Consider the following 25,740-nt stretch of genomic DNA (forward strand, 5'->3'; position numbering starts at 1 on the left):
GGCCGCGGCTCGGTCGCGTGGAAATACGAAGCGTCCCGCCCGCGCGAATCACTTTTTGCCAGCGGCGATCTGCTGCTCGGTGAAGTCGCCCATGCGGTAGGCGAGCCAGTAGTCGTCGAGCGCGACCTTCACCTTGCCCGAGAGCAAGAGCAGGCCGAGGATGTTCGGCAGCGCCATCGATAAGATCATCAAGTCGCTGAAGTCCTTGACGTTCGCGGCGGTGATCACCGAACCGAGGAACACACAAACCAGGAACAGCAGCCGGTACGGCAGGCTGGCTTTTGCGCCAAAGAGGTTGGTGAAGCAGCGTTCGCCGTAATAGCTCCAAGATATCATCGTGGAGTAGGCGAACAGCGAAGAGGCGACCGCCAACAACGCGGGGAACCAAGATATCTGGGTGCCGAAGGCCTTGCTGGTGAGCACGGCGCCCTGGTCGCCGTCGATCAGGACCGCGTGTTCGGGGAACCTTTCCGTGTCGTAGGCGCCGGTCACCACGATCACCATGGCGGTCATCGTGCAGATCACCACGGTGTCGATGAACGGTTCGAGCAACGCGACGATTCCTTCACGCACGGGGTGGTCGGTCTTGGCGGCCGAGTGCGCGATGGCCGCCGAGCCGATGCCCGCCTCGTTGCTGAACGCCGCACGCTTGATGCCGATCACCATTACGCCCAAGAAGCCGCCGTAGCCCGCTTGCGGGGTGAAGGCCTCGCTAAAGATCAAGGAGAAGGCGTGCGGGACCGCTTCGGCGTTCAACACCAGGATGGCGATCGCGGTGATCACGTAGACCGCACACATCAGCGGCACGATCTTTTCGGCCGTGGCCGCGATGCGGCGGATGCCGCCGATAATCACGACGCCCACCAGCACCGCCATCACGAGTCCGTAGATCCACTCGCGGTCGACGAGCCAGGGGACCTGCTCCTTGACGATCTCCATCGACTGGGAGACTTGGAAAGCGCACCCCCCCCCGAACGAGCCGCCGAGGCAGAAGACCGCAAACACAATAGCCAGCGGCCCACCGAGCCAGCCGAGACGCATGTCGCTCAGGCCGTCCTTGAGGTATCGCATCGGGCCGCCCAGCACGTGGTGGTCCTTGTCGACGCGGCGGTACATCTGTCCGAGCGTGCACTCGGTGAACTTGCTGCTCATGCCAAAGATGCCGGCGAGGATCATCCAGAACGTGGCGCCGGGGCCCCCGGTGCCGACCGCGATCGCCACTCCGGCGATATTGCCTAGCCCCACCGTGGCAGACAGCGCCGAGCAGAGAGCTTGGAAGTGGGAAACCTCGCCTTCGTCTTCCGAATCGTCGTACCTGCCTCGGATCACTTCGATCGCGTGCTTGAAGGCGCGCAGGTTGATGAAACCCATCCTGATGGTCAGGTAGGCGGCCCCAAACATCAGCCAAGCCACCACGAACGGCACCGAAGTCCCCAGCCAGCCATCGTGCTCAACCCCCTGGGCGTCGGTCCAAGGGCCCGTGCGGAAGTCGTAGAAAAGCACATCGCTCATCGGCCCAACGAGGTTCTCGCCGAACCAGTCGTCGGTCGCCTCCATCCAGTCGTCGGCTAGCTCCCCCTCTTCGGCGGGGGGCTGCTGGGCGATCGCCTCGGGCGCTAGCAGCATAGCCGCCGCCAGGGCGAAAACGTGCAGAAAGGCGGGGCGAGAAAGAGAAATCGAGATACGGCTGAAAGACGGGAGCATGGACGTCTATTTCTAAGTGATGTCTTCTTCGGAAGGCTCTAGTGGCCGCACGAGCCGCATAAGGGGTCATGGAGGGGAGCTAGGCAAAACCTCACTGGCGGCTGACACTGTCGCTTTTACGATGGCGAAGGCGGCCGTTACAAAGAAAGTGACGCCCTACGGCGACCTCCCTGGGGCCCTGTGACGCTACCCGCAACGCCATCCACCCAACGGTTAAAACCATTGGAACCAACACTTTAGGCCGGCGAGCCGGTTGATAGCAAGGCGAGTCCGTGGTGTTTTAGACATTACCAGTTGTCATAAGTCGTTAGGCCCTTAGAATGATAACGACATGAGCTTGGCAACCACCGACCACGACGCCTCGACCGACGGCGATCGCACGATCCTCGACCACCTCCGCAAGGAGGGAACGGTCTCGGTTGGTCAGTTGATCGAACTGCTGGGCGTCACTGCCACAGCAGTCCGCCAGCGGCTCACCCGGCTGATGGGCCAGGGACTGATCGAGCGAGAATTGGAGCGTGGCGGCCGCGGCCGACCGAGCCACCGTTACCGCCTCACCACCCGTGGGCTGAGAGAGACGGGCGACAACTACGACGACTTGGCTTCAGCCCTGTGGGAAGAAGTCCGCTCGATCGAATCGCCCGAGGTGCGGTTGGGGCTGCTCAAGCGGCTTGCTACCAAGCTCGCCAGCCGCCTATCGGATGGCGACAACCATCCTGAGGGCGAGAGCCTTGCTGAGCGGATGCGTCGATTGATGCGGCTGATGGGCGAACGCGAGGTGCCCATTGAAGTCGACGAGTCGGGCGACTTGCCCGTGTTGACCGTGCTGGCGTGCCCCTACCCCACGCTCGCCGAAAAAGACCGCGCCGTGTGCGCGATGGAGAAAGTAATGATCTCCGAAATGCTGGGCCAAGGAGTCAAGCTGACCGAGTGTCGGCTCGACGGCGGCGGCTGTTGCTCGTTCCAGCCGAGTTCGGCTGGTGCGAACGCCCCCTGAGCCGTCACCACCGACCCGCCGATTAAGCCCACCCCCAATTCACCTTCCTTCCGTTTCGAAGTCGAGACCCTTCCGAATGTCCGAAGCACTCCGCATCCAGAACCTCCACGTCAGCGTCGAGGGCAAGCCGATCCTCAATGGCGTCAACCTCGAACTCAAGCGTGGCGAGACGCACGCGCTGATGGGGCCGAACGGCTCGGGCAAGAGCACGCTCGGCAACGCCATCATGGGTCACCCCAATTACGAGGTGACCGAGGGCTCGATCACGCTCATCGCCGCCGACGGCGCCGAGACCGACGTGCTGGAGATGGACCCGTCAGAGCGCGCCCGCGCCGGGCTGTTCATGGCGTTCCAGCGGCCGATGTCGGTGCCGGGCGTCAAGCTGGCCGACTTCCTTCGCCACGCGACCACGAATGTTCGCAACCCGGAGCGTAAAGAGGGCGAAGACCTGATCCCGATGCGTGAGTTCCGCAAGGAGCTCAAGGACAAGATGGGCCAGCTCAAGATGGACGTCGAGTTCGCTCGCCGTTACGTGAACGACGGCCTCAGCGGCGGCGAGATGAAGCGGGCTGAGATCTTGCAGATGGCCATGCTCAAGCCGAAGTTCGCCATCCTGGACGAGACCGACTCGGGCCTCGACGTCGACGCCGTCAAGCTCGCCAGCCAGTCGATCGCCGAGATCGGCCAGGCCGAGGGTGGCGACGCCAAGATGGGCATCCTGATCATCACGCACCACGACAAGCTGCTCGACCAGAATACGCCCGACTACACGCACGTGATCTTGGGCGGCCGCATCGTCGAGACCGGCGGCGCCGAGCTCGCCCGCGAGCTGCACACCAGCGGCTACGACCGAGTCCGCGCCGCGCACCCCGACGCCGCCAAGCTCGAAGAGGCGATGCAAGAGGACGAGGCTTTGACGGCCTAACAGCCGGCAAACGAGTCGCCGTTGAGGCGGTCATTTTATTCGATTATCAACCGCGGCCAAGCCGCAAACGAGAACACTATGGCAACCGACGCCGCACTCGCCCCCGACGCCCCCGAGAAGCCGGAACTGGGCGAGATCAACAAGTACAACTTCGTCACCGAGACGACCGGCGTGTTCAAGGCCCGCAAGGGTCTGAACCGCGAGGTGGTCGAGCAGATCTCCGACATGAAGGACGAGCCGCAGTGGATGCGCGACTTCCGTCTCAAGTCGCTCGAGATCTTCGAGTCGAAGCCGATGCCCAAGTGGGGCGGCGCGATCGACATCAACTTCGACGACGTCTACTACTACCTCAAGCCGACCGAGGGGCAGAGCAAGTCGTGGGACGACGTCCCGCAAGAGATCAAGGACACCTACGACAAGCTCGGCATCCTCGAAGCGGAGCAGAAGCGGCTCGTAGCCGGCGTCAAAGCGCAGTTCGAGAGCGAGGTCGTTTACGGCTCGCTGCAGGACGAGCTCGGCGACCAGGGCGTCCTGTTCACGGACACCGACACCGCCGTGAAGGAGCACCCCGAGCTGCTGCGTGAGTACTTCGGCAAGATCATCCCGCCGGGCGACAACAAGTTCGCGGCGCTCAACTCGGCCGTCTGGTCGGGCGGCTCGTTCATCTACGTGCCGCCGGGCGTGAAGATCGAGTTCCCGCTGCAGGCCTACTTCCGCATCAACGCCGAGAGCATGGGCCAGTTCGAGCGCACGCTGATCATCGTCGACGAGGGCGCCGAGGTCCATTACGTCGAGGGCTGCACGGCCCCGATGTACTCGACCGAGAGCCTGCACTCGGCCGTGGTGGAGGTCGTCGTCAAGAAGAACGGGCGGGCCCGTTACACGACGATCCAGAACTGGGCCAACAACATCTACAACCTGGTCACGAAGCGGGCGTACGCTTACGAGAACGCCCTGATGGAGTGGATCGACGGCAACCTCGGCAGCAAGCTGACGATGAAGTACCCGGCCGTCCACATGATGGAGCCGGGCGCGCGGGGCGAGATCCTCTCGATCGCGTTCAGCAGCAAGGGCCAGCACCAAGACGCCGGCGCCAAGCTCGTGCACGAGGCGCCCAACACCTCGGGCCGCATCGTCAGCAAGAGCATCAGCAAGAACGGCGGCCGCAGCAGCTACCGCGGCTTGGCCAAGGTGAACAAGGGCGCCCACGGCTCGAAGAACAACGTGGTCTGCGACGCCCTGATCCTCGACCCCGAGAGCCGCAGCGACACCTACCCCTACATCGAAGTCGACGCCCAGCGGGTGCAGGTCGAGCACGAGGCCTCGGTCTCGCGGATCGGCGAGGAGCAGCTCTTCTACCTCATGAGCCGCGGCCTGACCGAGGCCGAGGCGAGTTCGATGATCGTCTCCGGCTTTATCGAGCCGCTCATCAAAGAGCTGCCGATGGAGTACGCGGTCGAGATGAACCGGCTGATTGAGCTGCAGATGGAAGGCAGCGTGGGCTAAGCGGTCCCCTCCCTCAAGGAACGTTCGCAATGGACGCCACGACGACAACCAGCGACCTTGTCGCTCAGCTCCACGCCATCGACGGCAAGGCGGAGATCGTAGAAGGTCAAATCGTCATGATGAGTCCCACAGGCAAACGGCCCGGAAGAGCGGGCGGCCGGATCTTCGCGAGTCTGCTCGCGTTCGAGAAGCAAGCGGGCGGCTGTGCTTACCCCGACAATGTTGGATTTATTGTCGAACTGCCCAAGAGAAAGAGTTTCAGCCCGGACGCCGCTTTCTGCCTTGGGCCGGCCCCGGACGACAACGACATGAGTTTCGCTCAAGGCGCCCCCGACTTCGCCGCTGAGGTGCGCAGCGAGAACGACTACGGCCCCGCCGCCGAGAAGCAGATCGCCCATAAGCGGGCCGACTACTTCGCCGCCGGCACGAAGGTCGTGTGGGACGTCGATTTATTGGCCGAAGACGTGGTGCGGGTCTACCGAGCCGAGGCGCCCGACACCCCCCAAATCTACAAGCGCGGCGAGACGGCCGAGGCCGAACCGGCTGTGCCCGGCTGGTCGATGAGCGTCGACGAGCTGTTCGAGTAAAAACAAATTCAACTCACGATTACCCCCTGCCCTGTTAGCGAATGACCGCCACTTTGACCGAGACCGGATACGACCAAGCCGCTTTTGAGGCCTTCATCGCCGAGCGTGGGCACGAGCCCGATTGGGTCCGCGAGCGCCGCGTGGCCGCCTTCAGTGCGTTCCAGCAGGCCGATTGGCCGACCGGACGCGAGGAAGAGTGGATGCGGTCGAACATCCGGCTTTTCAAGCTCGAGAAGTTCGTCAGCCCCGTCGCCGCCGGGGCGACCGACTCCAATGCCCCCGCGTTGCTGACCCGCAACGTCGAGCTCGGCGGCCGGCTGCGGAGCGTCAACGGGCGGGCCGTGGAGTCTTCGCTCGACGACGACCTCGCCGCTAAGGGCGTGCTGTTCGGTCCGACCGACCAAATCCTCGCCGAGCACGGCGACGTGATCCTGGGAGCGCTTGGCGAAGGCGTGGTGAACCCCACACGCGACCGCTTCGCGATGCTCAACGCGTCGCTGTGGAGCGGCGGGGCGACTCTCTACGTTCCCAAGGGCGTTGTGATCGACCGTCCTCTGCACGCGCTCGCCTCGCTCAAGGGCGCCCACCAGAGCGACTTCGCCAAGACGATTGTCATCCTTGAAGAGGGCGCCGAGGCGACCCTGCTCATGGAGTCCACCAGCGAGGGGGACGACGAGGGCCTGCACTGTGGGTCGGTCGAGATCATCGTCGGTAAAGAAGCCAATCTGCGTTACGTGAACCTCCAGAACTGGAACGACCGCGTTTGGCACTTCGCCCAGCAGCGGGCCGTGGTGCACGAGCTGGGACGCATCCAGTGGACCGTCGGCGCCCTCGGCGCCCGCATGGCTCAGGTCAACCAAGAGGTCGCCCTCGCCGGCCAAGACGCCGAGGCGCAGGTCAACGGCGTGATGTTCACGCACGGCAAGCAGCACCTCACCTACAACACCCACCAGCACCACCAGGCGGAGTTCTGCCGCAGCGACTTGCTCTACAAGGCGGCGTTGCAAGACACGTCGCGCACGGTGTGGCGTGGCATGATCAAGGTTGATGAGGCTGGCCAGCGGACCGACGCCTACCAGCGAAACGACAACCTGATGCTGTCGGACACGTCTCGCAGCGACTCGATCCCCGGTCTCGAGATCGAGGCGGACGACGTCCGCTGCACGCACGGCAGCACGAGCGGCCTCGTAGACGAGACGCAGATCTTCTACGCGATGAGCCGCGGCTACACCCGCCAAGAGGCGGTGCGGATGATCGTCGCGGGCTTCTTCCAACAGGTGTTCGACCGCATCACGATCGAGAGCGTCCGCGAGGCGCTCGGCGACGCGATCGGCCGCCGCGTGAAAGACATCCCGACGGGGTAGTGCTCCAAAGCGTCACTGCATCGAAACGAACTCAATAGCCCCGACCAAGCTTGGTCGGGGCTATTTCTTTGCACACGCTCAGTGCTGATGGAACGCCTGCGACACGAAGCGGAGCACCTCCGGCAGCGACTCGCGCCAGTAGGTCCAATTATGGCCCCCCTGGCGGACGCGGTACTCGTGGTCGATCTCCGCTTTACGCATCGCGATGTGCGCCAGCGAGTTCCCCTCGTATAGGAAATCGTCGTCGCCACAGTCGATGTACCAACGGACCGTGCGGGCCGACTCGGGTCGGTTGCGGCCCTCCTCGTTGGTCCGCGCCTTCAGGGGCTGAACGGCTAGCAGCTCCAAAACGCTGTGCCGCTTGTAGTGGGCCTCGACCCGCTCGTAGGAGTGGCCTTCAAGCTTGTCGACCTCCTCGCCGCGCTGTTCGGCCCTCTCGCGATAAGCCTCGAGCGACAGCGGGCCGACGTACGCGCTCAAGGGGCACGCGCTGGAGAACAGGTCGGGCCGGTGCAGCGCATAAATGAACGCGCCGCCGCCCCCCATCGACAGGCCGGCGATCGCTCGGTAACGCTTCTCGCCCTTCACGCGGTACTTCGCCTCGACGTGCGGCATCAACTCTTCGAAGAAGAAGTCCTCGTAGTTCCAGTCGCCGGAGATGCGGTTGAAGTAGCCGCGATTGGGGTCGTGGGCGTTGGGCATGACGATGACCATCGGCGTGGCGCTGCCCGAGCGGATCGCCCGGTCGGCGATGTGGAGCACCTCGCCGAATTGGACCCAGCCGGTCTGGTCGTCGCCCGACCCGTGCAACAGGTAGAGCACCGGGTAGCTGCGCGACGACGTGTTGTAGTCGGGCGGCAAGTACACGGCGTACTTGCGAGGCGTGCCCATCACGCTGCTCTCCATCGACTCGTTGTCGAGCACCCGACCGGTCTGGCCCGCGGCGTCGAAGGCGGGCGTCAACAACAACAGCAGCACGCACAGTCGGGCCATGGCGGCGCTCCGTGGGGGGTCGCAGAGGAGAGGGAGCCCCCAACTTAATCAGCTACGAACGGCGCCGCAAACGAAGGGAGTGGACCGCCGAGTCGCCAAGGACGCCAAGACGCCAAAGAAGATGTTTTGACAGAAGGAACAGGATCTGCGTGATCGAGCAGCTGTCATCCCGTTGATCCTGTCAATAATTCCCGGCGCGTCTTGGCGGTTCCCCACTTCCGCCCAGGCAGCTTTCCCAGCCGCCGCTGTGCGTTAGAATAGAGGGCCGCCCCCCAGAGAAACCACGGAGCCCCCTACCATGCCCCTAGCCGAAGACCACGTCCGCGAAGCGCTCAAGGAGGTGATCGACCCCGAGCTGTTCGTCAATATTGTCGACCTGGGGCTGATCTACGACGTCTCGTTCAGCGACGCCGCGGATGACAAGCAAGACGTTACGGTCGAGATGACGATGACCAGCCCGGCCTGCCCGGCGGGGCCGCAGCTGATGTCGCAGTCCAAAGACGCGGTCGACAAGCTCGACGGCGTGGCCGAGGTCGAGATCAAGCTCGTCATGCAGCCGCCCTGGACACCCGAGCGGATGACCGAAGACGCCCGCGATCAGCTGGGCATCTTTTGATCGGGTTCACCATAGAGAGCACTGAGAGCACTGAGAGCACAGAGAAACTATTAGAGACGGCGAGGGCGTTCAACGACCGGCCTTTCCCCTAGCTGATCTTCTCTGTGTCCTCTGTGCTCTCCGTGGTGAGTCGAATCATCGAGGCGTGGCGAAGCGGTCGCTGATGCCGGCCGAACGCGGCGCGCCGTCGAGGTTGATCCCTTCTTCGCGGAAGAAGCGGGTCGTCTCTTCGGCGGCCAGTTTGATCTCGAGGTCCTTGCAGAGCACCTCGGCGCGGAACAGGTGCGTGCCCGGCTCGTTGGCTTTGGCGCGGATGGTGAACACCACTTCCTCGCCCACCGGAAGGCTGCCGATCTCGTTGAACGAGACCACACCGTCGTTGATCTCGACCCTGGTCGACGCCCCGGAAGCTGACAGCGGTTCGATGCCGGCCGAGAACAGGCCGACGACCTTCACCTCTTCCGCCGCGCTGGCGCCGCGGTTCCTGACACGGATCTCGTACACCGCCTCCGAGCCGGTCGGGACCGGGCCCTTCGGGTCTTGGACAGAGAGCTTCAGGTCGGCCAGTGCGGTGACCATGGTCGTCGCCGTGTCGAGCGCCGTGGCCACTTGGTCGGCGGACGCCGCCTTGAGTCCGAAGCGGTTCTCTCCGGCGGCGTAAACCACGCCGCGGAGCTCCATGTAGTGGTCGTCGCCCGGGCGGAGCGAGCCGACGTGGAAGGTCACCTTGCCCTCGTCGGGATTCGAGACCGAGTCGTTGCTCGCCGCGAGGAACTCGAAGCCCTCGGGCACGTCGACGTCGAAGGTCACGTCGTTGGCGATGGCGGTGCCCTGGTTGCGGACACGGAAGTAGTAAGTCGCCTCGACGCCCGAGTACTTCTTCTCCGGGCCGCGCCAGTCGACCACCAGGTCGGGCTTGCGGCAGAACAGTTCTTTTACGGCCTCAGCCTTCACGCCGCCGTCGGCCAGGGCGCTCGCTTTGACGGCGAGCTTGCCCGCCTCGCGGGCCGTCAGCTCGATCTCGACCGAGCGGCTCTCGCCCGGAGCGAGCGAACCGAACGGGTGGCTGCTCACGGCCTGCTCGCCCGTTCCGGGCGGCAGCAGATTGAGAACCACGTTCTCGGCGGTCCCCGTGCCGGGGTTCGACAGGGTCAAGCGGTACAGCTGGCTGCGGCTAAAGAGCACGTCGTCCGGGCCGGAGATGTTCATCTCGAGCTTCGGCTCTTGCACCTCCACCAGCGTGTGGGAGTCGACCGGGTCGTGGCTCCAACTGACGCCGAGTTCGATCGGCCGGCCGGTGCGGGCGACCAGGACGAGGTCGAGCGTGGCCGCGCCGCGGGCGGAGAATTCGCTCATTTCCCATTCGAGCGAGCCGTTCGTGTCGCTGCCGGTCGCGTCGCGCCGCACCGCGCCGAGCGACGACTTGGTCGAGGCGACCTCCACGCCCTCGGGCAGGCTGACACGCGTGACGAGCTTGTTGGCGGCGACCTCGCCGCGGTTGGCGAGCGTCACACGGTAATTCGCTTCGCGGCCGATCACGATGCTACGCGGCCCGCTCACCCGCGACACGATCAACGGCGTCTTCTGGGTGAAGAGCAGGTCGGTCTCGTCGGCCGAGAGCTCGCCAGCGGGAGAAGCCGAAAGCGATGGCTCGGATTGCGCCGGGGCAGCCGACTTCGAAGCCTCCCAGGCTTGCTTGGCCGGTTGAGCGGCGACCGGAATGGCGGGCGCCTGCTGGCCGATCACCAGCGGCAGCGTCTTCGTGGCCTGATCTTGCGAAACCTTCAGACGCGCCCCCGTGGGGCCAATCGCCTTGGCGCCGCCGGTGGCGGACGCCGGGGTCGTTTCGTTGCCCGTGTCGCTGCCGAACGGGCCTTGGTTCTTGTCTGCGGCGTAACGGTCGGCAGTGTTGGCGGCGAGCTTGGGGGTCGGCTTCTTGCTAGAGGTCGGGCCCACGACCGCGCGGGTCGCTTGGGCGATGATCTCGAGCGCTTCGTCGGCCGCCGACTCCGGGTCGATGCGGCTCGAGGTTCCGGTCGACTCGTCGGCTTGGTTGGCGATCGACTCGCTTTCAGCGGAGAGGCTCGCGGCCACGTCGGCGGCGATCTTGCGCGCCAGAGCGGGGTCGGACTTGCTGACACGGTTCTTGCCCGAGCCGCTCAGACCGAGCAACTCGTCGTGCAGCGAGGCGCTCCGCCGCGAGGCGGTCGGCGCCGCCGGCGCCTGGCCGCCGCTCGTCATCTGGGCGTCGACCGGCTGGTTTTCCGCCGAGAGCGTGCTGCCGGCCCGCGCCGACGGGCGGCTCGTGGCTTGGGGAGCGGTCGGCGCCTTGGGTGAGAAAAAGTCGCGCGGCATCAGGCTGCGCGGATTGATCCGGGGCAAGCGAGACGTGGCCGGCTTGGCGGTGGGCGCGGGGCGGATGGCGGCGGGCTCTTGCGACGGCGCCGACAGCGTCAGGGGCGGCGAGCCCTCGGCTCGGGCGACGGGCGCGGGCGGCAGTGGTTCGTCGTCCGCGTCGGACGACTCGCCCCATCCACTCCGCAGGCTGGCGAGCTTCTCGACGAGCGAGGCCTGCTGCACGCCGCTGGGAGAGTCGGCGCCGAAGGTCGGCGTCGCAACCAGGGCGACTGCTAGCAGCATCAAGCCGGTGATCCCAGTCCGCATCATCGTCCGCTTCCTTGCTCGAGGGGAGGAGCCACGCTTGGCGGCGCGGCCTTGTGCCTTCGCATCTGTTGTGCTGGAACGCGGCGCCGGACAAAGCCGAGCCGCTGTCGGTCGATATCGGCAGGCAGGTGGGGTCCGGTTGAGCCTATCAAGAAAAATATCCCGGTCGCACGGACCGGGATATCTGGGGGCTCTGCGTCGACGCGTGGTGACACGCGGCGGCTTGCTAGCGGGCTAAGCGGTCAAGCTTGCGCCTCGCTGATGACCACTTCAAAGCCGAGGTCTTCGAGCATCTGGTAATCGGACTCGGCGGGCTGTCCCTCGGTCGTGAGGTAGTCGCCCACGAACAGCGAGTTGGCGGCGTAGAGCCCCATCGCTTGCAAGCTGCGGAGGTGGATCTCGCGGCCGCCGGCGATACGGATCTCGCTCCGCGGGCAGACCAACCTGAACATGGCCAACACTTTGAGGCACTTGCGCGGGTTGAGGTCTTCCCCGCCGCTCGCCGCAGCGCCCTCGAGCGGGGTGCCGTCGATCGGGTTGAGGAAGTTCACCGGGATCGACTCGGCCTCGAGGCCGCGCAGCTCGATCGCCATGTCCGCCACGTCCTCGGGCCGCTCGCCCATGCCGATGATTCCGCCCGAGCAGACCTCCATGCCGGCGGTGCGAACCGAGCGCAGCGTGTCGACGCGGTCTTTGTAAGTATGCGTCGTGCAGATCTTCTCGTAGTGCGACTCGCTCGTGTTGAGATTGTGGTTCACCCGATCGACGCCCGCCGCTTTGAGCCGCTCGGCCTGAGCGTCGGAGAGCAGCCCCAGGCACGCGCAGACCTTCAGGCCGTGGCGACGCTTGATCTCGGGAACGATCTCTTCGACAGCGCGCACCTCACGCTCGCTCGGGCCGCGGGCCGAGATCACGATGCAGTAAGTGCTCGCCTCGCGTTCGGCGGCCAGCCGGGCGCCATCGAGCAGCTTCTCCTTGTTCAGCAGGTTGTACTTGGGTATCTCGGCGTCCGAGATCTTCGACTGGGAGCAGTAGCCACAATCTTCCGGGCAGAGGCCGCTCTTGGCGTTCATCAGGAAGTACAGCTGCACGCGGCGGCCGAAGTGCTCGCGTCGCACGCGGTAAGCGGCGTCGAGCAGCAGGAGCAACTCGTCGTCGGGGCAAGCGAGCACCTCCATGGCTTGCGCCTGGCTCAGTGGCTCGTTTCGCAGCGACTGCTCGGCGAGCGCCTGCCAGCGGTTGGCGGCGGTCGGGGGGGCGGTCGGCGTGTCGAGGGCGGTCATCGCGACTCCGGGGCGTAGTATTTTCTGGACCCCTTAGTATCGGAGCCAGCCGCGAGCCTCTCAAGCCCATCCGCCAAGAGCGCGTCCCTCGCAGGAAGGCGATTAGGGAAGAAACCAGGTACGGGAGGGGACCGGTAAAGCTTCGCGAGGGGCGCCAGCCGCCCGGCGTGCAGGTTTTTAACCCTCTCGGCAATACAGAAATCCCCCGGCTGGCCCGGCTATAAGCCGTATCCCCCGAGCGAGAATTCCGTCAAACTAGGGGTTCGTCCCTGATCCCTCACGACCCCGACTCCTCACCCCCCTGTATGACGCACCTCGTGCGAATCGGCGCCTTTGGACGCGTTGGGCGTTTCCGCTCTGCCGACGCGGTGCGCTACGCCGCAGGCGATCGGGTGATTGTGCGCACCGAGCGGGGACTCGAGACAGGGGAAGTGCTCACGGCGGACGACGGTCTCGGCCGCTCCACGCTCAGTGAAAGCGGCGCCGCCGAGCCCGATGGCGCTCTGCTGCGACGGATGACCACGGAAGACGACCTGCTCGCCGCCCGGGTCGCCAAGAACCGCGACGCCGCCTACGCCGCCTGTGTCGAGTTGATCGAGAGCCGCGGGCTCGACGCCGTGCTAGTCGACGTGGAGCACCTGTTCGATGGCGCGTCGTTGTGGTTCCACTTCCTGGGTCCGACACCGCCCGAGGTGGAGGCGCTCACCGCCGAATTGGCCGAGGCTTACGAGTCACGGGCCCAGTTCCGACAATTCACCGAAACCCTGGAAGAAGGGTGCGGACCGGGGTGCGGCACGGCAGAGGCCACGGGCGGCGGGGGCTGCTCGACCTGCGCCGGCTGTGCGGTCGCCAGCGCCTGCTCAACCAAGTAGCCGCTCCCACGCGGAAAGTTGCTAAACTAGGTGCGGACCCCCCTGCCCCGCCCCGCAATCCCACCGACTCGCCCCATGGCCATCGCCTCTCACGCCAAAGACGGCATCCTCTTTGTGCGCATCGACGACGCCCGGCTCCTCGAAGAGTCACGCATCGAGCAGCTCGAGCAAGAGCTGCTCACGTCGCTGAACAACTCGGTGGAAGAGCGTGTGGTGATCAACTTTGCCAAGGTGCAGTTCATGTCCTCCTCGATGCTCGGCAAGCTTGTGAAGGTTCACAAGAAGGCGAAGGAGTTCAAGGTCAAAGTGAAGTTCTGCTCGATCGCGCCGGACATCCAAGAGGTCTTCAAGATCACGCGGCTCGACAAGCTCTTCGACATCGAGAAGGACGAAGAGACCGCGCGTAAAGCGTTTCTCAAGCGCGGCATTTTCGGCTAGGGCTCCGCGGGCATTAAGCCCCGCAATCAGCCCCCGAGCTGTTGGCTCAAGCCGGGCTGTTAGTGCAAGTATGTCCCGACCGCCGCAGGACGCCCATACAGGTATCCCTGGCCGGTGACGAAGCCCATCTGCTCGCACACCTTGTGGTCGCCGGCGTGTTCGATCCCCTCGGCCAGGGGGATGATGCCAAGCTCGGTCGTCATCTGCACCAACCGCTCGACCATCTTCTGCCGCTCCATCGACGCCAGGCGGATGTCGCGCACCAGCTTGATGTCGAACTTGAGATAGTCGGGCGGCACCTCCACCAGCTCGACCAACCGCGCCTGCCCGGCGCCGAAGTCGTCGTAGGCGAGCCCGATGTTCAGGTCGTCGAGCGCCGCACGCAGCTCGCGCATCGATTCGGTTTGGGTGGCCGTGGCCTCGTGGATCTCGAGCACCAGCGGCCGGGCGGGCGACCGCTCACGCAGCTCGCGCAGTGAGAACTTCAGCAGCTCCGGCTCGTCGATCTCGGCCGGGTGGGTGTTGGCGAACAGCAGCATGTTGCCGGGCAAGATGTCGCCGACCTTGAGACCCTCGTCGCGGAAGATGCGGCTCAGCTCCGACTCGAGCTTGAGCGCCGCCGCCACGCCGAACATCGTCTGCGGGTCCTTGAGCCCGAACAACCGGCTGCGGCCGAGGATCTCGTAGCCGATCACCGTGAGGTCTTCCATCGAAACGATCGGCTGGAAGAAAGGCACAACCGCCCGCTCGGTCATCAGCTTGTCGAACTGGATCAACGAGAGCGCCCGGTCCGAGGAGTCGTTCTCCACGGTCATGTTGTGCCGCACGGTCGCCTGCCGTGCGACGCGCAGGACGACCCGGGCGAATTGCACCAGATCGCCGGGATTGAGCGAGCATTCGCCCGTGATCCGCACGCCGTTCACAAACGTGCCGTTCGTGCTCCCCAGGTCGCGGACCAGCAGCGAGGCGTTGTCGTACTCGAATTCGGCGTGTGCGTTGGATACCGTGGGGCACGGGATCGACAGGTTCGCTTCGGGCGTCCGGCCGACGCTGTACGGCGAGTGATCGATCACGAAGTTGCGCACCACGTCATCGTCGGCCAGTTGGCCGCTGAGCTGCCAGAGCTCGGTATCGACTTGGGAGGGGGATTCGATCACGGGGGCGTCATGCGGTGACAAGTGCAAGGCGTTGGGAGAAGCGTGGCGTGACGCTCGGCAAGCGGCGATCAGACCGACTGGGTGGCGTGGGGCGTCGAGGTGGGCGGCGACGAATCAGCGGGAGCAAACGGATCGTCCTTGTCTTCAACGCGTTCGGGGATCAGCGGCGTCCAGTCGATGTCGCGGCGCGTGTGAACGCGTCGCGCGAGCTCGGTGTAGTCACGGCGTCTGCCGATCACTTCGGCGGCGAGGTGGGGAATCGACACGCCGCCGACTTCGACCAACTGGTAGTGGTCGCCGTCATTGAGAACGACTCGGTTCGGAGCGTTGGCCCCGTCGGCGTTGTCAGCGCTCTCTTCGGCGGGCGGGCCCGCGACGGCTCGCCAGTAGTGGCCGCCGTGCTCGGCCCAAGCGGGCGTTGGTAGGCCGTCGGAGGGCGATCGGCCGGCCTTTTCCAATCCTTCGGCGGACGACGCTTGGCCGCGATCGCCCAGCAGGCGCCGGGCGGCGTGGGTGATCGAGGCGCCCAGCTCTTCGGCCGAAGCCTTGGTCGCCAGTGAGCCGAGCAAACCGCCGTGCGTCGCGAGATGGTCGTTGTGAATCAACTTATCGAGCGCGTCGGCCCACCGTGCAGACTGCTGGAATTCGAACGGCTCGCCGTCGACGACCAACGCCTCGCTGGTCTCTTCGACGATCGAGGCACGCAGCTCTTCGAGGAGGCCACGCACCGAGACCAAGCCTTCGGCGAAACGCTCGACCGCTACGCCGAGCCGCCCGACTGTGTTCTCGGCGGCCTCGAAGGAGGCCTGGTCGAGCCGCAGCCGGAAAAGACGCATCATCGCGCCGTCATGAGAATCGGTGTAAAACCGCTTCCAATGCTGGACCACCCCTTGCAGCTCATCGTCGAGTGCTTGGCGTTGGCGTGCGACATCTTTGGCGACGGCGGTCACGTGGTCGCCGATCCACTCGGTCGCAGCGTCGGCTCCCAAGAGCCGCTCCGTGGGATCGTTCGCCCGCTCGCAGATCCAGTCACGCAGCGCCTTGGTGAGACGCTCGGCGACCGGCTGCGCTAAGTCGGCGACCGGCTGGCCGTCGACGACCGTCAGCCGCCCTTCCTCATCGAGTCCCACGCCGAGCGCCTGCTCGACGGCGGCCGGGTTGGGCTTGCGGCCCAGTTTTTGGAGTGTCTGCTGACGCGAAGCGAAGTAAGCCTGCGCGTCGCCGCCGAGTCGCGCTTCGAGCGCCGAGCGGCAGGCGCCCGCCAGACCCGTGGCGTCGAGTTGATGCCGCGAGACGAACTGTGCGGCCCCGTGAACAATCTGGCTCGTGGCCGGCGTGCCGGGGTCGGCGTCGGAAGGCTCTTCGGCTCGCTCCAACCAGCGGCGCATCAGCAGGTCGATGACCGAGGCTTCCTGGCGGCGTCGTTCGTCCTGGGGCGTCGCGCGGCGGCGCTCCACAGTGAATGTTCGCAGGGTGGCGGCCCGGTCGTCGTCGCGGTCCGCCGCGCGGCAGGCGTCGAGCAGTCGCTGGGTGGGGGTGAGCGTGTCGAGCCGCAAGTAGTCGGCCACTTCGCCGGCGGCGGCGTCGAGCGCGGCGTTGTCGAGTCGCTCGCCGAGGTTCACCAGGTAGGTGTCGTCGAACGCCCGCTCGCCCGCTTCACGGGCCGGCAGCCCGCAACACTTGTCGCCCGGGAAGGCGACTCCCTCGGAGTGCAGGTGGGCGTATTCGGTTAGCCAGGAGTAGGCGTTCACCCGCGCGAGTTCGCCGCGGCGCGCCTCGCGGCCGGTCGAGTGCAGCAGCACGCCCTGCAGCTTCACCTCTTCGATGCCGAGCCGCGCCTGGATCGATCGGATCGCGTAGGCGATGTCGAGCAGCATGCCGCTTCCGGCGCCTCCGGAGATCGAGCCAACCACATAGACACGCAACGCGTCCGGCCTGAAGGCGATCCCCGTGGCTTCTTCGGCTCCGCGGAGACTCTCCTCGCTGATGGCCTCGGTCATCGCCCGACGGATCCTTTGGAACCCCTGGCGGGCGTGGTCCATCAAGGCCAAGCGTCCCAGCGGACGGATGCCGTCGGTCTGCATCGAACGCGGGATGTTGTACAGCCAGCGTCGGCTCAGCCAGCCGAGCAACAGCTCGGCCTTCTCGCGATAATCCTGCGGCCGCCGCAACGGCAGCAGCATGGTCTCTTCGCTCGTGAGCCCGCCGCCGAGGTCGAGGTTGCGGTTGGCTGCCGCGATCGATTTCTGGTCGGTGTCGAGCAGCAGCATCGGCATGGTGGCCAGCGGGCGGTCGACGCCCAACTGCTGGGCCACGCCTTGGCGTAGGCAACGCAACACGTGTCCCGCCGAGCCGCCAACCCCCACAAATAGCGCCGGCGAAGGGGCAAAGCCCTCGGCGCTGAACTCCGCGGCGCCGGCGTCTGCCGCGGCGGCTGCCGGCTCGAGCTCGGCGATCAAGATCGGCGCGGCGCCGCTCGTTTGCGCGTCTTCCTCTTCTTCGAAGACCTCGGTCGCGCTGTGGCGACTGGCTCTCGGCGGCGCGGCTGCCGGCGCCCCTGCGCTCGGCGCGGCGTCGAAGCCGGCGCCTTCTTCCGAGTTGACCAGGGCCTCGACGAGCTCGCGGCACGAGGCGTAGCGGTCGTTGGGGTCCTTGGCCAAGGCGCGGGCGATCGCGTAACGGTCGCCCGACTCGAGCGAGGCGAGATTCGGCTCGTGGTTCATGTGCTGCAGGGTCAGCTCCGCGGCGTTCTCGCCGGGGAACGGCACGGCGCCGGTGAGCATCTCCTGGTAAACGATCGCCAGGCTGTACTGATCGCTGTTGCGCTCGGGCGCGCCCTTGAACACTTCGGGCGCCGCGTAGACGGGCGTCATGCCCCCGACGAGCGAGGCCTGGGTTTGGCCGATGCTCTTGACCAGCCCGAAGTCGGCCACCTTCACCCGGTCCGCCAAGAGCAGCAGGTTCTCTGGCTTCACGTCGAGGTGGGCCAGCTGGTGGGCGGTGCTGAGGAAGTCGAGCGCCTCGGCGGCGTCGCTCAAGTACCGCAGCAGCTCGTCGCGCGGAACCCCGCGAAGCCCAGTGGCGAGGCAGGCGTCGAAGCGATCGCGCACGCTGCCGTCGGCCAGCTCCGTGACGACCAGCAGGCGGTTGTCGATCACCTCGATCCGTTCGAGCGACAGCACGAACGGGTGGCGGACCGTTTTGACCTTCTCGAGGGCGTGCCGCTCGTGCTCGGCGCGTTTCTCGGACTGGCCGCCGTAGACAAACTTGATCGCCTTGACCAAGTCGCCCGGTGCGCTCGCGCTCCACACCTCGCCGTAGCCGCCCGAGCCGATGTGCTCGATCAGGGTGTAGCCCGGCAGGAGCTGCGTTGGTGGTTGGTGCGGGGTGCTCACTTCGCGTTCTCGCTCTTTCACTCGTTCTCAGCCACGCACGCCGCCGCGACCGAACCCGCCGGTTCTTGCGCGGCGGGCTCCTGCTTCGTCCCCGATGGGAGTCCTGCAGTGGGCGCAGTGGTGGGCACAGTGGTTGAAACGGCTGCGTTGGACACCGGGCTCGTCGACGCCGAACGCGGCGACGCAGGATTCGAAGCCCCGGGGGTGGGGGGCGCCGACCCGGGGTTGCCTGGCTCGGGCGCGGCGGTCTTTGACGGCGACGGTTTCGGTTGGGAAGGTTGCGGCACGGTCGGCTGCACGCCCGATGCCCTCGGCGACGGCGATGGCGATGCCGGCGTCGGTGGCGTAGGCGTTTCGGCGGCCGACGAGACTGGCGGGGCGGCGAGCGGCGCCGCCTCGGGGGTCGGCTCGGCGACGGTCGTGAAGTAGGCCCTCACGGCCCGGTCCAAGTGATCCGGTCGCAGCTCCACGGGCCCGCCCGTGTAAGCACAGTAATTGCGGATCTGCATCAACAGGTCGCGGGCCTGGCAACGCCGCAGCGGGCGGCCGACGGGCCGGTAGTGCTTTTGAACCAGGTAGTCCACGGCCTCGGCGCGGTAAGCGCATTCGACCGCCTCGCAGGCGTACTTGAACAGCGTGCGGAACTCCTCGACCGAGGGGTCTCCCACTTCCACTTTGTAGGGGATGCGACGCAGGAACGCCTCGTCCGCCAAGTCGCACGGTTCGAGGTTCGTCGAGAAGATAATCAACTGGTCGAACGGCACCTGGATCTTCTTGCCGCTGGCGAGCGACAGGAAGTCGAAGCGGTTCTCCAGCGGGATGATCCAACGGTTGAGCAGCTCGGTCGGCTCGATCCGTTGCCGGCCGAAGTCGTCGATCAACAGGCAACCGCAGTTGCTCTTCAGCTGCAGCGACGCCTCGCTGATGTTGGTCAGCGGGTCGTGGCGGATCTCGAGGCTCTCCATCGTCAGCTCGCCGCCGACCACCACCGTGGGCCGTCGGATCTTGACCCACCGCGGGTCGCCCGTGTTGTCGGAGAGCAACGACTCGTTCTCGTGGCGGATCTCCTCGTGGAACGCCGCGTCGAACAGCTTGATGATCTGGCCGTCTTCGATGATCGCGTGCGGGATGTAGATGTGCCGGCCGAAGCACTTGGTGATCCGCTTGGCGATCGTGGTCTTGCCGTTGCCGGGCTGGCCGTACAGGAATAGCCCCGCCCCGGAGTTCACGGCCGGGCCGAGGATCTCGAGCATCTCGGGCTCGACGCTGATGTCGCTGAACGCCTCGACGAGCTGCTCGCGGCGGGCGGCTTCGGCGCGGATCGTCTGCGCCTCGACCGACAAGATGTAATCTTCCAGCGGCACGGGGGCGGGCCCGACGTAGCTGCACGATCGCATCGCCGCCGACGCCCGGTCGGCGCCCTGATCGGTGAGCGCGAACACGTAGTCGCCAAACTGCGCTTGCCCCTGGTGGAACAACAGCTGCCGCGTACGCATGCCGTTGAGCAGCGGCTCGAGCACTCCGAACGGGATGGCGAGCCGCTTCGCGATGTCGCGTCCCGCCGCCGAGCCGATCTGCAAGAGCAGCTTGCTGACCAAACCCTCGATCAGGATCGGGCTGACGCCGGTCTCTTCGACCGACTGCGGCTCACGCGGCGTGAAGACTTCATCCGTGAACAGGTCGCTGAGGCCGAGGTCTGTTTCCAAAGGGTTTTCGTGCGAGGTCATGGCGCGTGGTGTGGCGGGGCGCGGGCCACGAGGGCGCGCGGTTGGGGGCTCGGGGGTCGCTACAACAATAGGTCACCCAGAGCTGTGGACCCCCGTAGAGGCGCGCCACGGGCGCTCGCCGGACCAAGCTCGCCACAGAGCGGCCCGCAGAGCCGCTACAGGCCGGAGAACCGGCGCCGCTCGGCCGACGCGACAGAGGCGTGGCCTGTCATGCGAGGTTGATGGCCTCGCGTTGGCCCTGACGCCCGCGGCTCTCGGGCGGCCCATAAAAAAAGGCTTAGTGGGACGTGTGTCCCACTAAGCCTTGGATAATTTCGCTTTACTCTGCATGATCCGAAAGAGCGGATCAGCAATAGATCATGAGCGGCGCCGGGCGACCAAGCCCATAGCCGTCAGCATGCCGAACACGGTCAGCATGCCCGGCTCAGGGATCGCCCCGCCGGAAGCGGCGGCGGCGTTGAAGTCAGAAACCACGTAGCCCTCGGCGCCCGAGACGTAGTTCGACAGCGTGTCACCGAACACCCAGTTGAAGCCGTAGGCGACGTGGGAGCCAAATACATCGGGGGCGCCGGAACCGACGCCGTTGGCGGCGTTCAGGATGTAGCTCGCCGGCGGCGGGGCAATGGTGAGCGAGGCCAGGTCGCCGAACGTCAGCGGGTCGGGGCCGAACAAGGTGTGCACCCAAGAGGAATTAGTGTTCCAGCCCGGCGTCTCGTAGACCTTGGCGACCGTGCCCGAGATGTCAGCGAAGCTGAGGTCGTAGGTCTTGCTGCCGTCCCCGTTCGTGGTGAACAGCGACTGGAAAGCGGGGTTGGAGGGCTCGTTGGCGATCACGGCGTAGTTCGTGCCGTCGGTGACCCACACGTTGAAGTAAGGGGCCACGGCGGGTCCCGAACCGGCCGTGAAACGCGTCGTGTCGTCGTGACGGGTGATGCTCAATTGGGTGATGTCGCCAATCGTCGAACCGTTGATGTCATTCGAGCCCAAGCCCGCCTTCATGCCGCTGGCGGAAATCACGAACTCCGTGGCGCCGGGAACGTAAGCATTGTTGGCGAGAATCGAGGGCGGAGTGCCGCCACTGTCACGAATGACAAACGAGTCGAAGACCGATGCGTTGGCGAGCGAGGCGCCCGACATTGCAAGCAGAGCTAGCGACGTCACGAAGAGATTCTTGTTCATCTTCTTGTTGCTTCTCGACGGAGGAATGGAACCGGTGGTTATAGGCCTTGCGCGTCGCGAGACCGTTATTGATGCGATTACTAATATTACACGAATTTTCGGACCCCCGCACTAGGGGGCATCGTAAATCGCCCAAATTACCGTCTTCCTAGCTGGGGGCAGATGACCAAATTTCTTTCTAACTTGTTTTGTGGCATAGGTTTACATCAGAATCGCAATGCGGATCGGCGGCTTAGTCCTAAAAATCGCGTCTGCCGCCTACCACCACCCCAACATCTTCCAGTAAGGCAGACCCACGCCTAACCACACGGCCAGGTGCAGCAGCGAGACGAACCAGCCGACCGCGAACCAGCGGTTGGCCGACACGTAGCCCAGGCCGTAGTAGATCACCACCGGGCCGCTGGAGTAGTTGGTCGTGCAGCCGCACAGGTTCGAGAAGTAGGCCACCAGCGCGACCATCAGCAGCGGCGGGGCGCCGACCGACAGGGCGACCGAGAAGAAGACCGCGGCGAACGCCAGGATGTGGCCCGTGAGCATCGAGAAGGCGTACATCGAATAGAAGTAGACGATGGCTAGCACGATGGCCGTGGTGAGTGGCGGCAGGCCGGTCACCTCGGCGCCGACCCGGTCGGCGAGCCAGGCGACGAAGCCGGTCGCCTTGAGCGCCGAGGCCATGGTCACCAACCCGCCGAGCCAGATCAGCGCGTCCCAGGCGGCGGCGTTGCCGATAACGTCTTTCCAGCGCTCGACGCCCAGCACAACGAGAGCCGCCACGCCCAACAATGCCACCATCGCCGTGGGCAACGACGCACCGAGCCATGCCTTCTGCAGCGGGCCCGTCGCCCACAGCAGCAGCATGCCTGCGAGCACCGTGGCCATCGTCGCCTGCTTGGGGGTCCAGGCGCCCATGTCGCGCAATTCGCTGCGGGCCTCTTCCCTCGCGGCGCCGGAGCAATCGGCCTGCGGCTTGCACACCCCATAGATGAACAGCGGCAAGATCGCCATGCTCACGAGCCCCGGCGCCAACGCCCCCAGGATCCAGCGGCCCCAGCCGAACTGGACGCCGAACACGTCGCTGGCGGCGGCGCTCACCAGCGGGTTGGCGGCCATGCCGGTGAGGAACATCGCCGCGGCGATGAGGTTGGCGTGGGCGCCGACCAAAGTGAGGTACGCCCCCGCCCGGCGTGGGTTCTCTTCGGCCGTCGAGCCCAAGGCGTGCGACAGCGAGTTGACGATCGGCGCCATGACGCCGCCGCCGCGGGCGGTGTTCGACGGGATGAAGGGGGCGAGGCAGAGCTCGGCCAGCGTGATGGCGTAGCCGAGCCCGAGCGTCGTGCCGCCCAGGCGGCTGATCATCGTCAGCGCAATCCGGCGGCCGAGCCCGGTGCGGATCATCGCCCCGGCGACGAGGAACGCGGCGACGACGAGCCAGACGGTCGTGTTGGCGAATCCGGTCAGGGAGTAGGCGAAGGATTCCTTCAAACGTACTTGCCAAGAGGGAATTTCCAGACCGTTCGTTGCGTATGGAGTCATTGTCTGAGGATTTGATAGCCCCATGACGTCTCGCCAAGCGATGGCCGCTTGCGAATTGGGATGGCTCGCATCATAGAAGACGCCGGTCGTAGCGAGCGCAAGCAGCCCGATCATGACACATGGCCCCATCGGCAACGGCCGCAGCAGGAAGCCCATGATCGTCGCCGCGAACACGGCGGCGGTGTGCCACGCCGGCGTGCTGAGGCCCTCCGGCGCCGGCGAGAACCACAGCGCCACGCCGACCGCCACGCAGAACCACAGGCGGATGAGGTTGCGCGGTTCGGCTTGTGGAGAAGTGGATTCGGGCATGAGAAAAGGTTCTGTAGGGAACGCCCTCGGTGGCGTTCCGGATCCTAAGTACCAGCCGTATCGCAGGGGCATGGAACGCCACGGAGGGCGTTCCCTACAGGGGGGTGGTTATTCCGGCAGCCGCGAGCGGTGCGCCCAAAGCCCCAACGCCGGGTTGGCGATGTAGTAAAAGCGGTCGTCCCCTTCGCCGTTCCAGCCGGGGCGCATCTGCTTGGGGTCGTACTTGCCGAGCGACTTGATCAGGTCGCCGTACTGGTAGCCCACGCCCTCGATCTCTTCACGCGAAAGCTTGCCCGGGCAGTAGGTGACGCTGAACCGCCCTTCGGGCGAGCCGTGTATCAGGTGTGCGGCGGCCGACAGGTTGGCCCGCAGCTCGGGGTCGTCTTCGACCTTCTTGAGGACCTCCGGCGTGGTGCGGTAGCCGTGCTTGCGGATCAGGCGGTCGATCTCGGGGTCCTCGCCGAACTCGCGCACGCCCGGCGCCAAGATGATCAATTCGCCGTCGTCGGCGATCGCCATCCGAGTGCGGTAAATCGCTTTGTTCCCCAGCCAGGTGCTCTTGAACTCCTCGGGGTCGAGGTAGACAACCATCTTCTTCGGCTGCTCGGGCAAAAGATCGAAGTTCACTTCGAGCGACAACGCGGCGGCTTGCTCGAAGCAGTCGACGTCGTCGCCGATGTACAGGCCGCGCACCTGGCCGTCGCTCACGACGGTGAGCACGTACAGCAGCGGCATCTCTTGGCAGAACTTGTCTTGGGCGTGGTTGAGGATCTGGCGTAGCGGGTTGTCGGCCCGGCCCATGACGCGCTCCATGCCGTAGGCGGCCGAGAGAAAATGGCTCTCGTTGATGCCGCGTACGCCGCCGGCGCCGACGAAGATGTTCTTGTTGTAGTTGGCCATGCCGATCACCTCGTGCGGCACGACCTGGCCGACCGAGACGATCAGGTCGTGGCCCCCTTCGACCAGCAGCCGGTTGGTCTGGGCGGGCCACGCCTCGGTCCAGTTGCCCTCGGTCACCTCGCTCACGAAGTCGGCTGGCACCTCGCCGAGCGTCACCACGTCGTCGCGCCAGCGATGCACCCGAATCAGGTCGCGCGGGAGCGAGGGGAACATCGCGTCGAGTTCCGCGTCGGTCATCGCGAAGTGGGTGCCGAGCGCGGGGAGCACGTCGACGAGCTTCTCGCCCAGCAGGTCGTGCAGCATGCAGGTGATCGGCCCGGCGTAGCTGTGGCTGCGCGTGTAGTCGGGCGGAACGGCCAAGACCCGTTCGCGCGGGCCGAGCTTGGCGAGTGTCTCCTCGAGTGCCGCGCGGATCTGGTCGTCGGTGATCACGGCGTCGGCGGCGCCGTGGGCGTAGTGGGTCGTCATGGGGGGCTGCTGAATACGAGAAGCGGAATGAATGCCATTAAATTACCAACCGTTGCACGCACGCGATACAGACGCTCGCCGCCTGCATCGTGAGAGTTTGCTGTGGGAGGCGTCTTTGACGCCGGTAACGGCATGCCTGCCATGGATCGCTGGCTGAGCGTCATCGGCGTCGGAGACGCCTCCCACGGTTAGCCGGCAATCAGCCTCAGTCTTGGGCCAATTCATCGGCCCGCGTTTGGTCGACACGCAGCCGGCGGATCGCCGTCGCCAGGCCGGTCTCGGGGTCGCAGTCGACGATCGAGCCGTTGAGCACGACGTCCTCGTCGGCCACGTCGAACGGGTGGGGCATGCCGGTCAGCGTGGCCGCCATCACGCGCTCGATCCGTCGGCCGAGGATGCTCTCGTGCGGTCCGGTCATGCCGACGTCGCACTGGAAAGCCGTGCCGCCGGGCAGCAGGCGTTCGTCGGCGGTGGCGACATGGGTGTGGGTGCCCAGCACGGCGGTCACCCGGCCGTCGAGGTAGCGGCCCATGATCTGCGCCTCGCTGGTGGCCTCGACGTGGAAATCGACAAACCGCACCTTGATGTCGGAAGGCATTTCGGCCAGCAGCGCGTCGGCGGCGCGCCACGGGCTGTCGATCGGCTTCATGAAGAGCTGGCCCAGCAGGCAGCAAAAAGCGACCGGCGTGCCGTCCTTCGTCGTCACGGTGGCCCAGCGCCGCCCGACCGCCTCCTTGGGCAGGTTGGCGGGCCGGACGATGTTCGTCTCGCTCTCGAGCGTGGGGAAGATCTCGCGGCGCCTGAACACGTGGTCGCCGAGCGTGACCGCGTCGACCCCCGCGCCCATCAGCTCCTTGTAGATCTTAGGCGTCATGCCCGAGCCGGCAGCCGCGTTCTCGGCGTTGGCGATCACCAAGTCGAGGCCCTCGGCTTCGATCAGCCCCGGCAGAGCGCGCTGCACGATCACCCGCCCGGGCTTGCCGACGATGTCGCCGATGAAGAGAAATCGCATGCGAGTTAGAAGGGAGAGCAGGAGAAAGGAGAGCAGGAGAAAGACGAGTAGCGTATTGCTCGTGCTGCCAGCCGTTTCTGATCGCCTTCTTCTCCTTTCTACTGGTCCATT

At 65.7% G+C, this 25,740-nt stretch carries 19 protein-coding genes; 8 read left to right on the plus strand and 11 right to left on the minus strand.

The window, feature by feature from the left end; all coding sequences use genetic code 11:
* Positions 1 to 48 precede the first annotated feature (48 nt).
* Entirely contained in the window at positions 49 to 1,626 is a 1,578-nt protein-coding gene (locus tag Mal64_RS18340; RefSeq protein WP_146403046.1) for an alanine/glycine:cation symporter family protein, read from the minus strand.
* Between the two features lie 409 nt (positions 1,627 to 2,035).
* On the opposite strand from Mal64_RS18340, the gene Mal64_RS18345 reads away from it, so the two are divergent.
* From Mal64_RS18345 to sufD, 5 genes are all read left to right on the plus strand, one after another.
* Positions 2,036 to 2,701: a helix-turn-helix transcriptional regulator gene (locus Mal64_RS18345; RefSeq protein WP_146403048.1), complete on the plus strand. Its 666-nt coding sequence runs from the start codon at positions 2,036 to 2,038 to the stop codon at positions 2,699 to 2,701.
* A gap of 76 nt (positions 2,702 to 2,777) precedes the next feature.
* Positions 2,778 to 3,626, plus strand: coding sequence for a Fe-S cluster assembly ATPase SufC (sufC, locus tag Mal64_RS18350; RefSeq protein ID WP_146403050.1), 849 nt, complete (start codon positions 2,778 to 2,780; stop codon positions 3,624 to 3,626).
* Between the two features lie 78 nt (positions 3,627 to 3,704).
* The gene (gene sufB, locus Mal64_RS18355) at positions 3,705 to 5,132 is read left to right on the plus strand and encodes a Fe-S cluster assembly protein SufB (RefSeq protein WP_146403052.1); all 1,428 of its coding nucleotides are present in this window, start codon (positions 3,705 to 3,707) and stop codon (positions 5,130 to 5,132) included.
* A 29-nt stretch (positions 5,133 to 5,161) separates the two neighbouring features.
* Complete coding sequence (locus tag Mal64_RS18360) at positions 5,162 to 5,719, plus strand: Uma2 family endonuclease (RefSeq protein ID WP_146403054.1); 558 nt, start codon at positions 5,162 to 5,164, stop codon at positions 5,717 to 5,719.
* Positions 5,720 to 5,760: 41 nt separating this feature from the next.
* Positions 5,761 to 7,083 (plus strand): Fe-S cluster assembly protein SufD, encoded by a 1,323-nt coding sequence (sufD, locus tag Mal64_RS18365; protein WP_146403056.1) that lies wholly within the window; start codon positions 5,761 to 5,763, stop codon positions 7,081 to 7,083.
* Between the two features lie 78 nt (positions 7,084 to 7,161).
* On the opposite strand, the gene Mal64_RS18370 is transcribed toward sufD, so the two are convergent.
* Positions 7,162 to 8,076, minus strand: coding sequence for an alpha/beta hydrolase (locus Mal64_RS18370; RefSeq protein WP_197525874.1), 915 nt, complete (start codon positions 8,074 to 8,076; stop codon positions 7,162 to 7,164).
* Positions 8,077 to 8,374: 298 nt separating this feature from the next.
* Between Mal64_RS18370 and Mal64_RS18375 the strand changes: the two genes are divergently transcribed.
* Positions 8,375 to 8,692 carry a metal-sulfur cluster assembly factor gene (locus Mal64_RS18375; protein WP_146403058.1) on the plus strand — a complete coding sequence of 106 codons (318 nt, stop codon included), beginning with the start codon at positions 8,375 to 8,377 and terminating at the stop codon, positions 8,690 to 8,692.
* A 135-nt stretch (positions 8,693 to 8,827) separates the two neighbouring features.
* Here Mal64_RS18375 and Mal64_RS18380 read toward each other — a convergent pair whose 3' ends face one another.
* Positions 8,828 to 11,359, minus strand: coding sequence for a DUF11 domain-containing protein (locus Mal64_RS18380; RefSeq protein WP_146403060.1), 2,532 nt, complete (start codon positions 11,357 to 11,359; stop codon positions 8,828 to 8,830).
* Positions 11,360 to 11,598: 239 nt separating this feature from the next.
* Positions 11,599 to 12,639 carry a biotin synthase BioB gene (bioB, locus tag Mal64_RS18385; RefSeq protein ID WP_146403062.1) on the minus strand — a complete coding sequence of 347 codons (1,041 nt, stop codon included), beginning with the start codon at positions 12,637 to 12,639 and terminating at the stop codon, positions 11,599 to 11,601.
* 305 nt (positions 12,640 to 12,944) lie between these two features.
* Between bioB and Mal64_RS18390 the strand changes: the two genes are divergently transcribed.
* Together Mal64_RS18390 and Mal64_RS18395 are read left to right on the plus strand one after the other, a co-directional pair.
* The gene (locus tag Mal64_RS18390) at positions 12,945 to 13,511 is read left to right on the plus strand and encodes a PSP1 C-terminal domain-containing protein (protein WP_146403064.1); all 567 of its coding nucleotides are present in this window, start codon (positions 12,945 to 12,947) and stop codon (positions 13,509 to 13,511) included.
* Positions 13,512 to 13,586: 75 nt separating this feature from the next.
* Positions 13,587 to 13,949, plus strand: a complete 363-nt coding sequence (locus Mal64_RS18395) for an STAS domain-containing protein (protein ID WP_146403066.1) — start codon at positions 13,587 to 13,589, stop codon at positions 13,947 to 13,949.
* A gap of 59 nt (positions 13,950 to 14,008) precedes the next feature.
* Here Mal64_RS18395 and Mal64_RS18400 read toward each other — a convergent pair whose 3' ends face one another.
* The 7 genes from Mal64_RS18400 to Mal64_RS18430 form a co-directional block, all read right to left on the minus strand.
* Positions 14,009 to 15,106, minus strand: coding sequence for an EAL domain-containing protein (locus tag Mal64_RS18400; protein ID WP_146403068.1), 1,098 nt, complete (start codon positions 15,104 to 15,106; stop codon positions 14,009 to 14,011).
* A gap of 68 nt (positions 15,107 to 15,174) precedes the next feature.
* Positions 15,175 to 18,501 carry a tubulin-like doman-containing protein gene (locus Mal64_RS18405; RefSeq protein ID WP_197525875.1) on the minus strand — a complete coding sequence of 1,109 codons (3,327 nt, stop codon included), beginning with the start codon at positions 18,499 to 18,501 and terminating at the stop codon, positions 15,175 to 15,177.
* A gap of 17 nt (positions 18,502 to 18,518) precedes the next feature.
* Positions 18,519 to 20,228: an AAA family ATPase gene (locus tag Mal64_RS18410; protein WP_197525876.1), complete on the minus strand. Its 1,710-nt coding sequence runs from the start codon at positions 20,226 to 20,228 to the stop codon at positions 18,519 to 18,521.
* A 357-nt stretch (positions 20,229 to 20,585) separates the two neighbouring features.
* Complete coding sequence (locus Mal64_RS18415; RefSeq protein WP_146403072.1) at positions 20,586 to 21,407, minus strand: hypothetical protein; 822 nt, start codon at positions 21,405 to 21,407, stop codon at positions 20,586 to 20,588.
* Between the two features lie 258 nt (positions 21,408 to 21,665).
* Entirely contained in the window at positions 21,666 to 23,249 is a 1,584-nt protein-coding gene (locus Mal64_RS18420) for a DASS family sodium-coupled anion symporter (protein WP_197525877.1), read from the minus strand.
* A 108-nt stretch (positions 23,250 to 23,357) separates the two neighbouring features.
* The gene (locus Mal64_RS18425) at positions 23,358 to 24,617 is read right to left on the minus strand and encodes a lactate racemase domain-containing protein (protein WP_146403076.1); all 1,260 of its coding nucleotides are present in this window, start codon (positions 24,615 to 24,617) and stop codon (positions 23,358 to 23,360) included.
* Positions 24,618 to 24,822: 205 nt separating this feature from the next.
* Entirely contained in the window at positions 24,823 to 25,629 is an 807-nt protein-coding gene (locus Mal64_RS18430; protein WP_146403078.1) for a TIGR00282 family metallophosphoesterase, read from the minus strand.
* Between the last annotated feature and the right edge of the window lie 111 nt (positions 25,630 to 25,740).

Source organism: Pseudobythopirellula maris (assembly GCF_007859945.1).
Classification (GTDB): domain Bacteria; phylum Planctomycetota; class Planctomycetia; order Pirellulales; family Lacipirellulaceae; genus Pseudobythopirellula; species Pseudobythopirellula maris.

Excerpts from the sequence above, each read along its gene's own strand:
- Mal64_RS18430 (WP_146403078.1), bottom strand. The coding sequence starts at position 25,629 with ATGCGATTTCTCTTCATCGGCGACATCGTCGGCAAGCCCGGGCGGGTG.
- Mal64_RS18390 (WP_146403064.1), top strand. The coding sequence starts at position 12,945 with ATGACGCACCTCGTGCGAATCGGCGCCTTTGGACGCGTTGGGCGTTTC.
- Mal64_RS18425 (WP_146403076.1), bottom strand. The coding sequence starts at position 24,617 with ATGACGACCCACTACGCCCACGGCGCCGCCGACGCCGTGATCACCGAC.
- Mal64_RS18380 (WP_146403060.1), bottom strand. The coding sequence starts at position 11,359 with ATGATGCGGACTGGGATCACCGGCTTGATGCTGCTAGCAGTCGCCCTG.
- Mal64_RS18370 (WP_197525874.1), bottom strand. The coding sequence starts at position 8,076 with ATGGCCCGACTGTGCGTGCTGCTGTTGTTGTTGACGCCCGCCTTCGAC.
- Mal64_RS18345 (WP_146403048.1), top strand. The coding sequence starts at position 2,036 with ATGAGCTTGGCAACCACCGACCACGACGCCTCGACCGACGGCGATCGC.
- sufC (WP_146403050.1), top strand. The coding sequence starts at position 2,778 with ATGTCCGAAGCACTCCGCATCCAGAACCTCCACGTCAGCGTCGAGGGC.
- Mal64_RS18360 (WP_146403054.1), top strand. The coding sequence starts at position 5,162 with ATGGACGCCACGACGACAACCAGCGACCTTGTCGCTCAGCTCCACGCC.
- Mal64_RS18395 (WP_146403066.1), top strand. The coding sequence starts at position 13,587 with ATGGCCATCGCCTCTCACGCCAAAGACGGCATCCTCTTTGTGCGCATC.
- Mal64_RS18420 (WP_197525877.1), bottom strand. The coding sequence starts at position 23,249 with ATGCCCGAATCCACTTCTCCACAAGCCGAACCGCGCAACCTCATCCGC.
- bioB (WP_146403062.1), bottom strand. The coding sequence starts at position 12,639 with ATGACCGCCCTCGACACGCCGACCGCCCCCCCGACCGCCGCCAACCGC.
- sufD (WP_146403056.1), top strand. The coding sequence starts at position 5,761 with ATGACCGCCACTTTGACCGAGACCGGATACGACCAAGCCGCTTTTGAG.
- Mal64_RS18340 (WP_146403046.1), bottom strand. The coding sequence starts at position 1,626 with ATGCTGCTAGCGCCCGAGGCGATCGCCCAGCAGCCCCCCGCCGAAGAG.
- Mal64_RS18415 (WP_146403072.1), bottom strand. The coding sequence starts at position 21,407 with ATGAACAAGAATCTCTTCGTGACGTCGCTAGCTCTGCTTGCAATGTCG.
- sufB (WP_146403052.1), top strand. The coding sequence starts at position 3,705 with ATGGCAACCGACGCCGCACTCGCCCCCGACGCCCCCGAGAAGCCGGAA.
- Mal64_RS18375 (WP_146403058.1), top strand. The coding sequence starts at position 8,375 with ATGCCCCTAGCCGAAGACCACGTCCGCGAAGCGCTCAAGGAGGTGATC.
- Mal64_RS18410 (WP_197525876.1), bottom strand. The coding sequence starts at position 20,228 with ATGACCTCGCACGAAAACCCTTTGGAAACAGACCTCGGCCTCAGCGAC.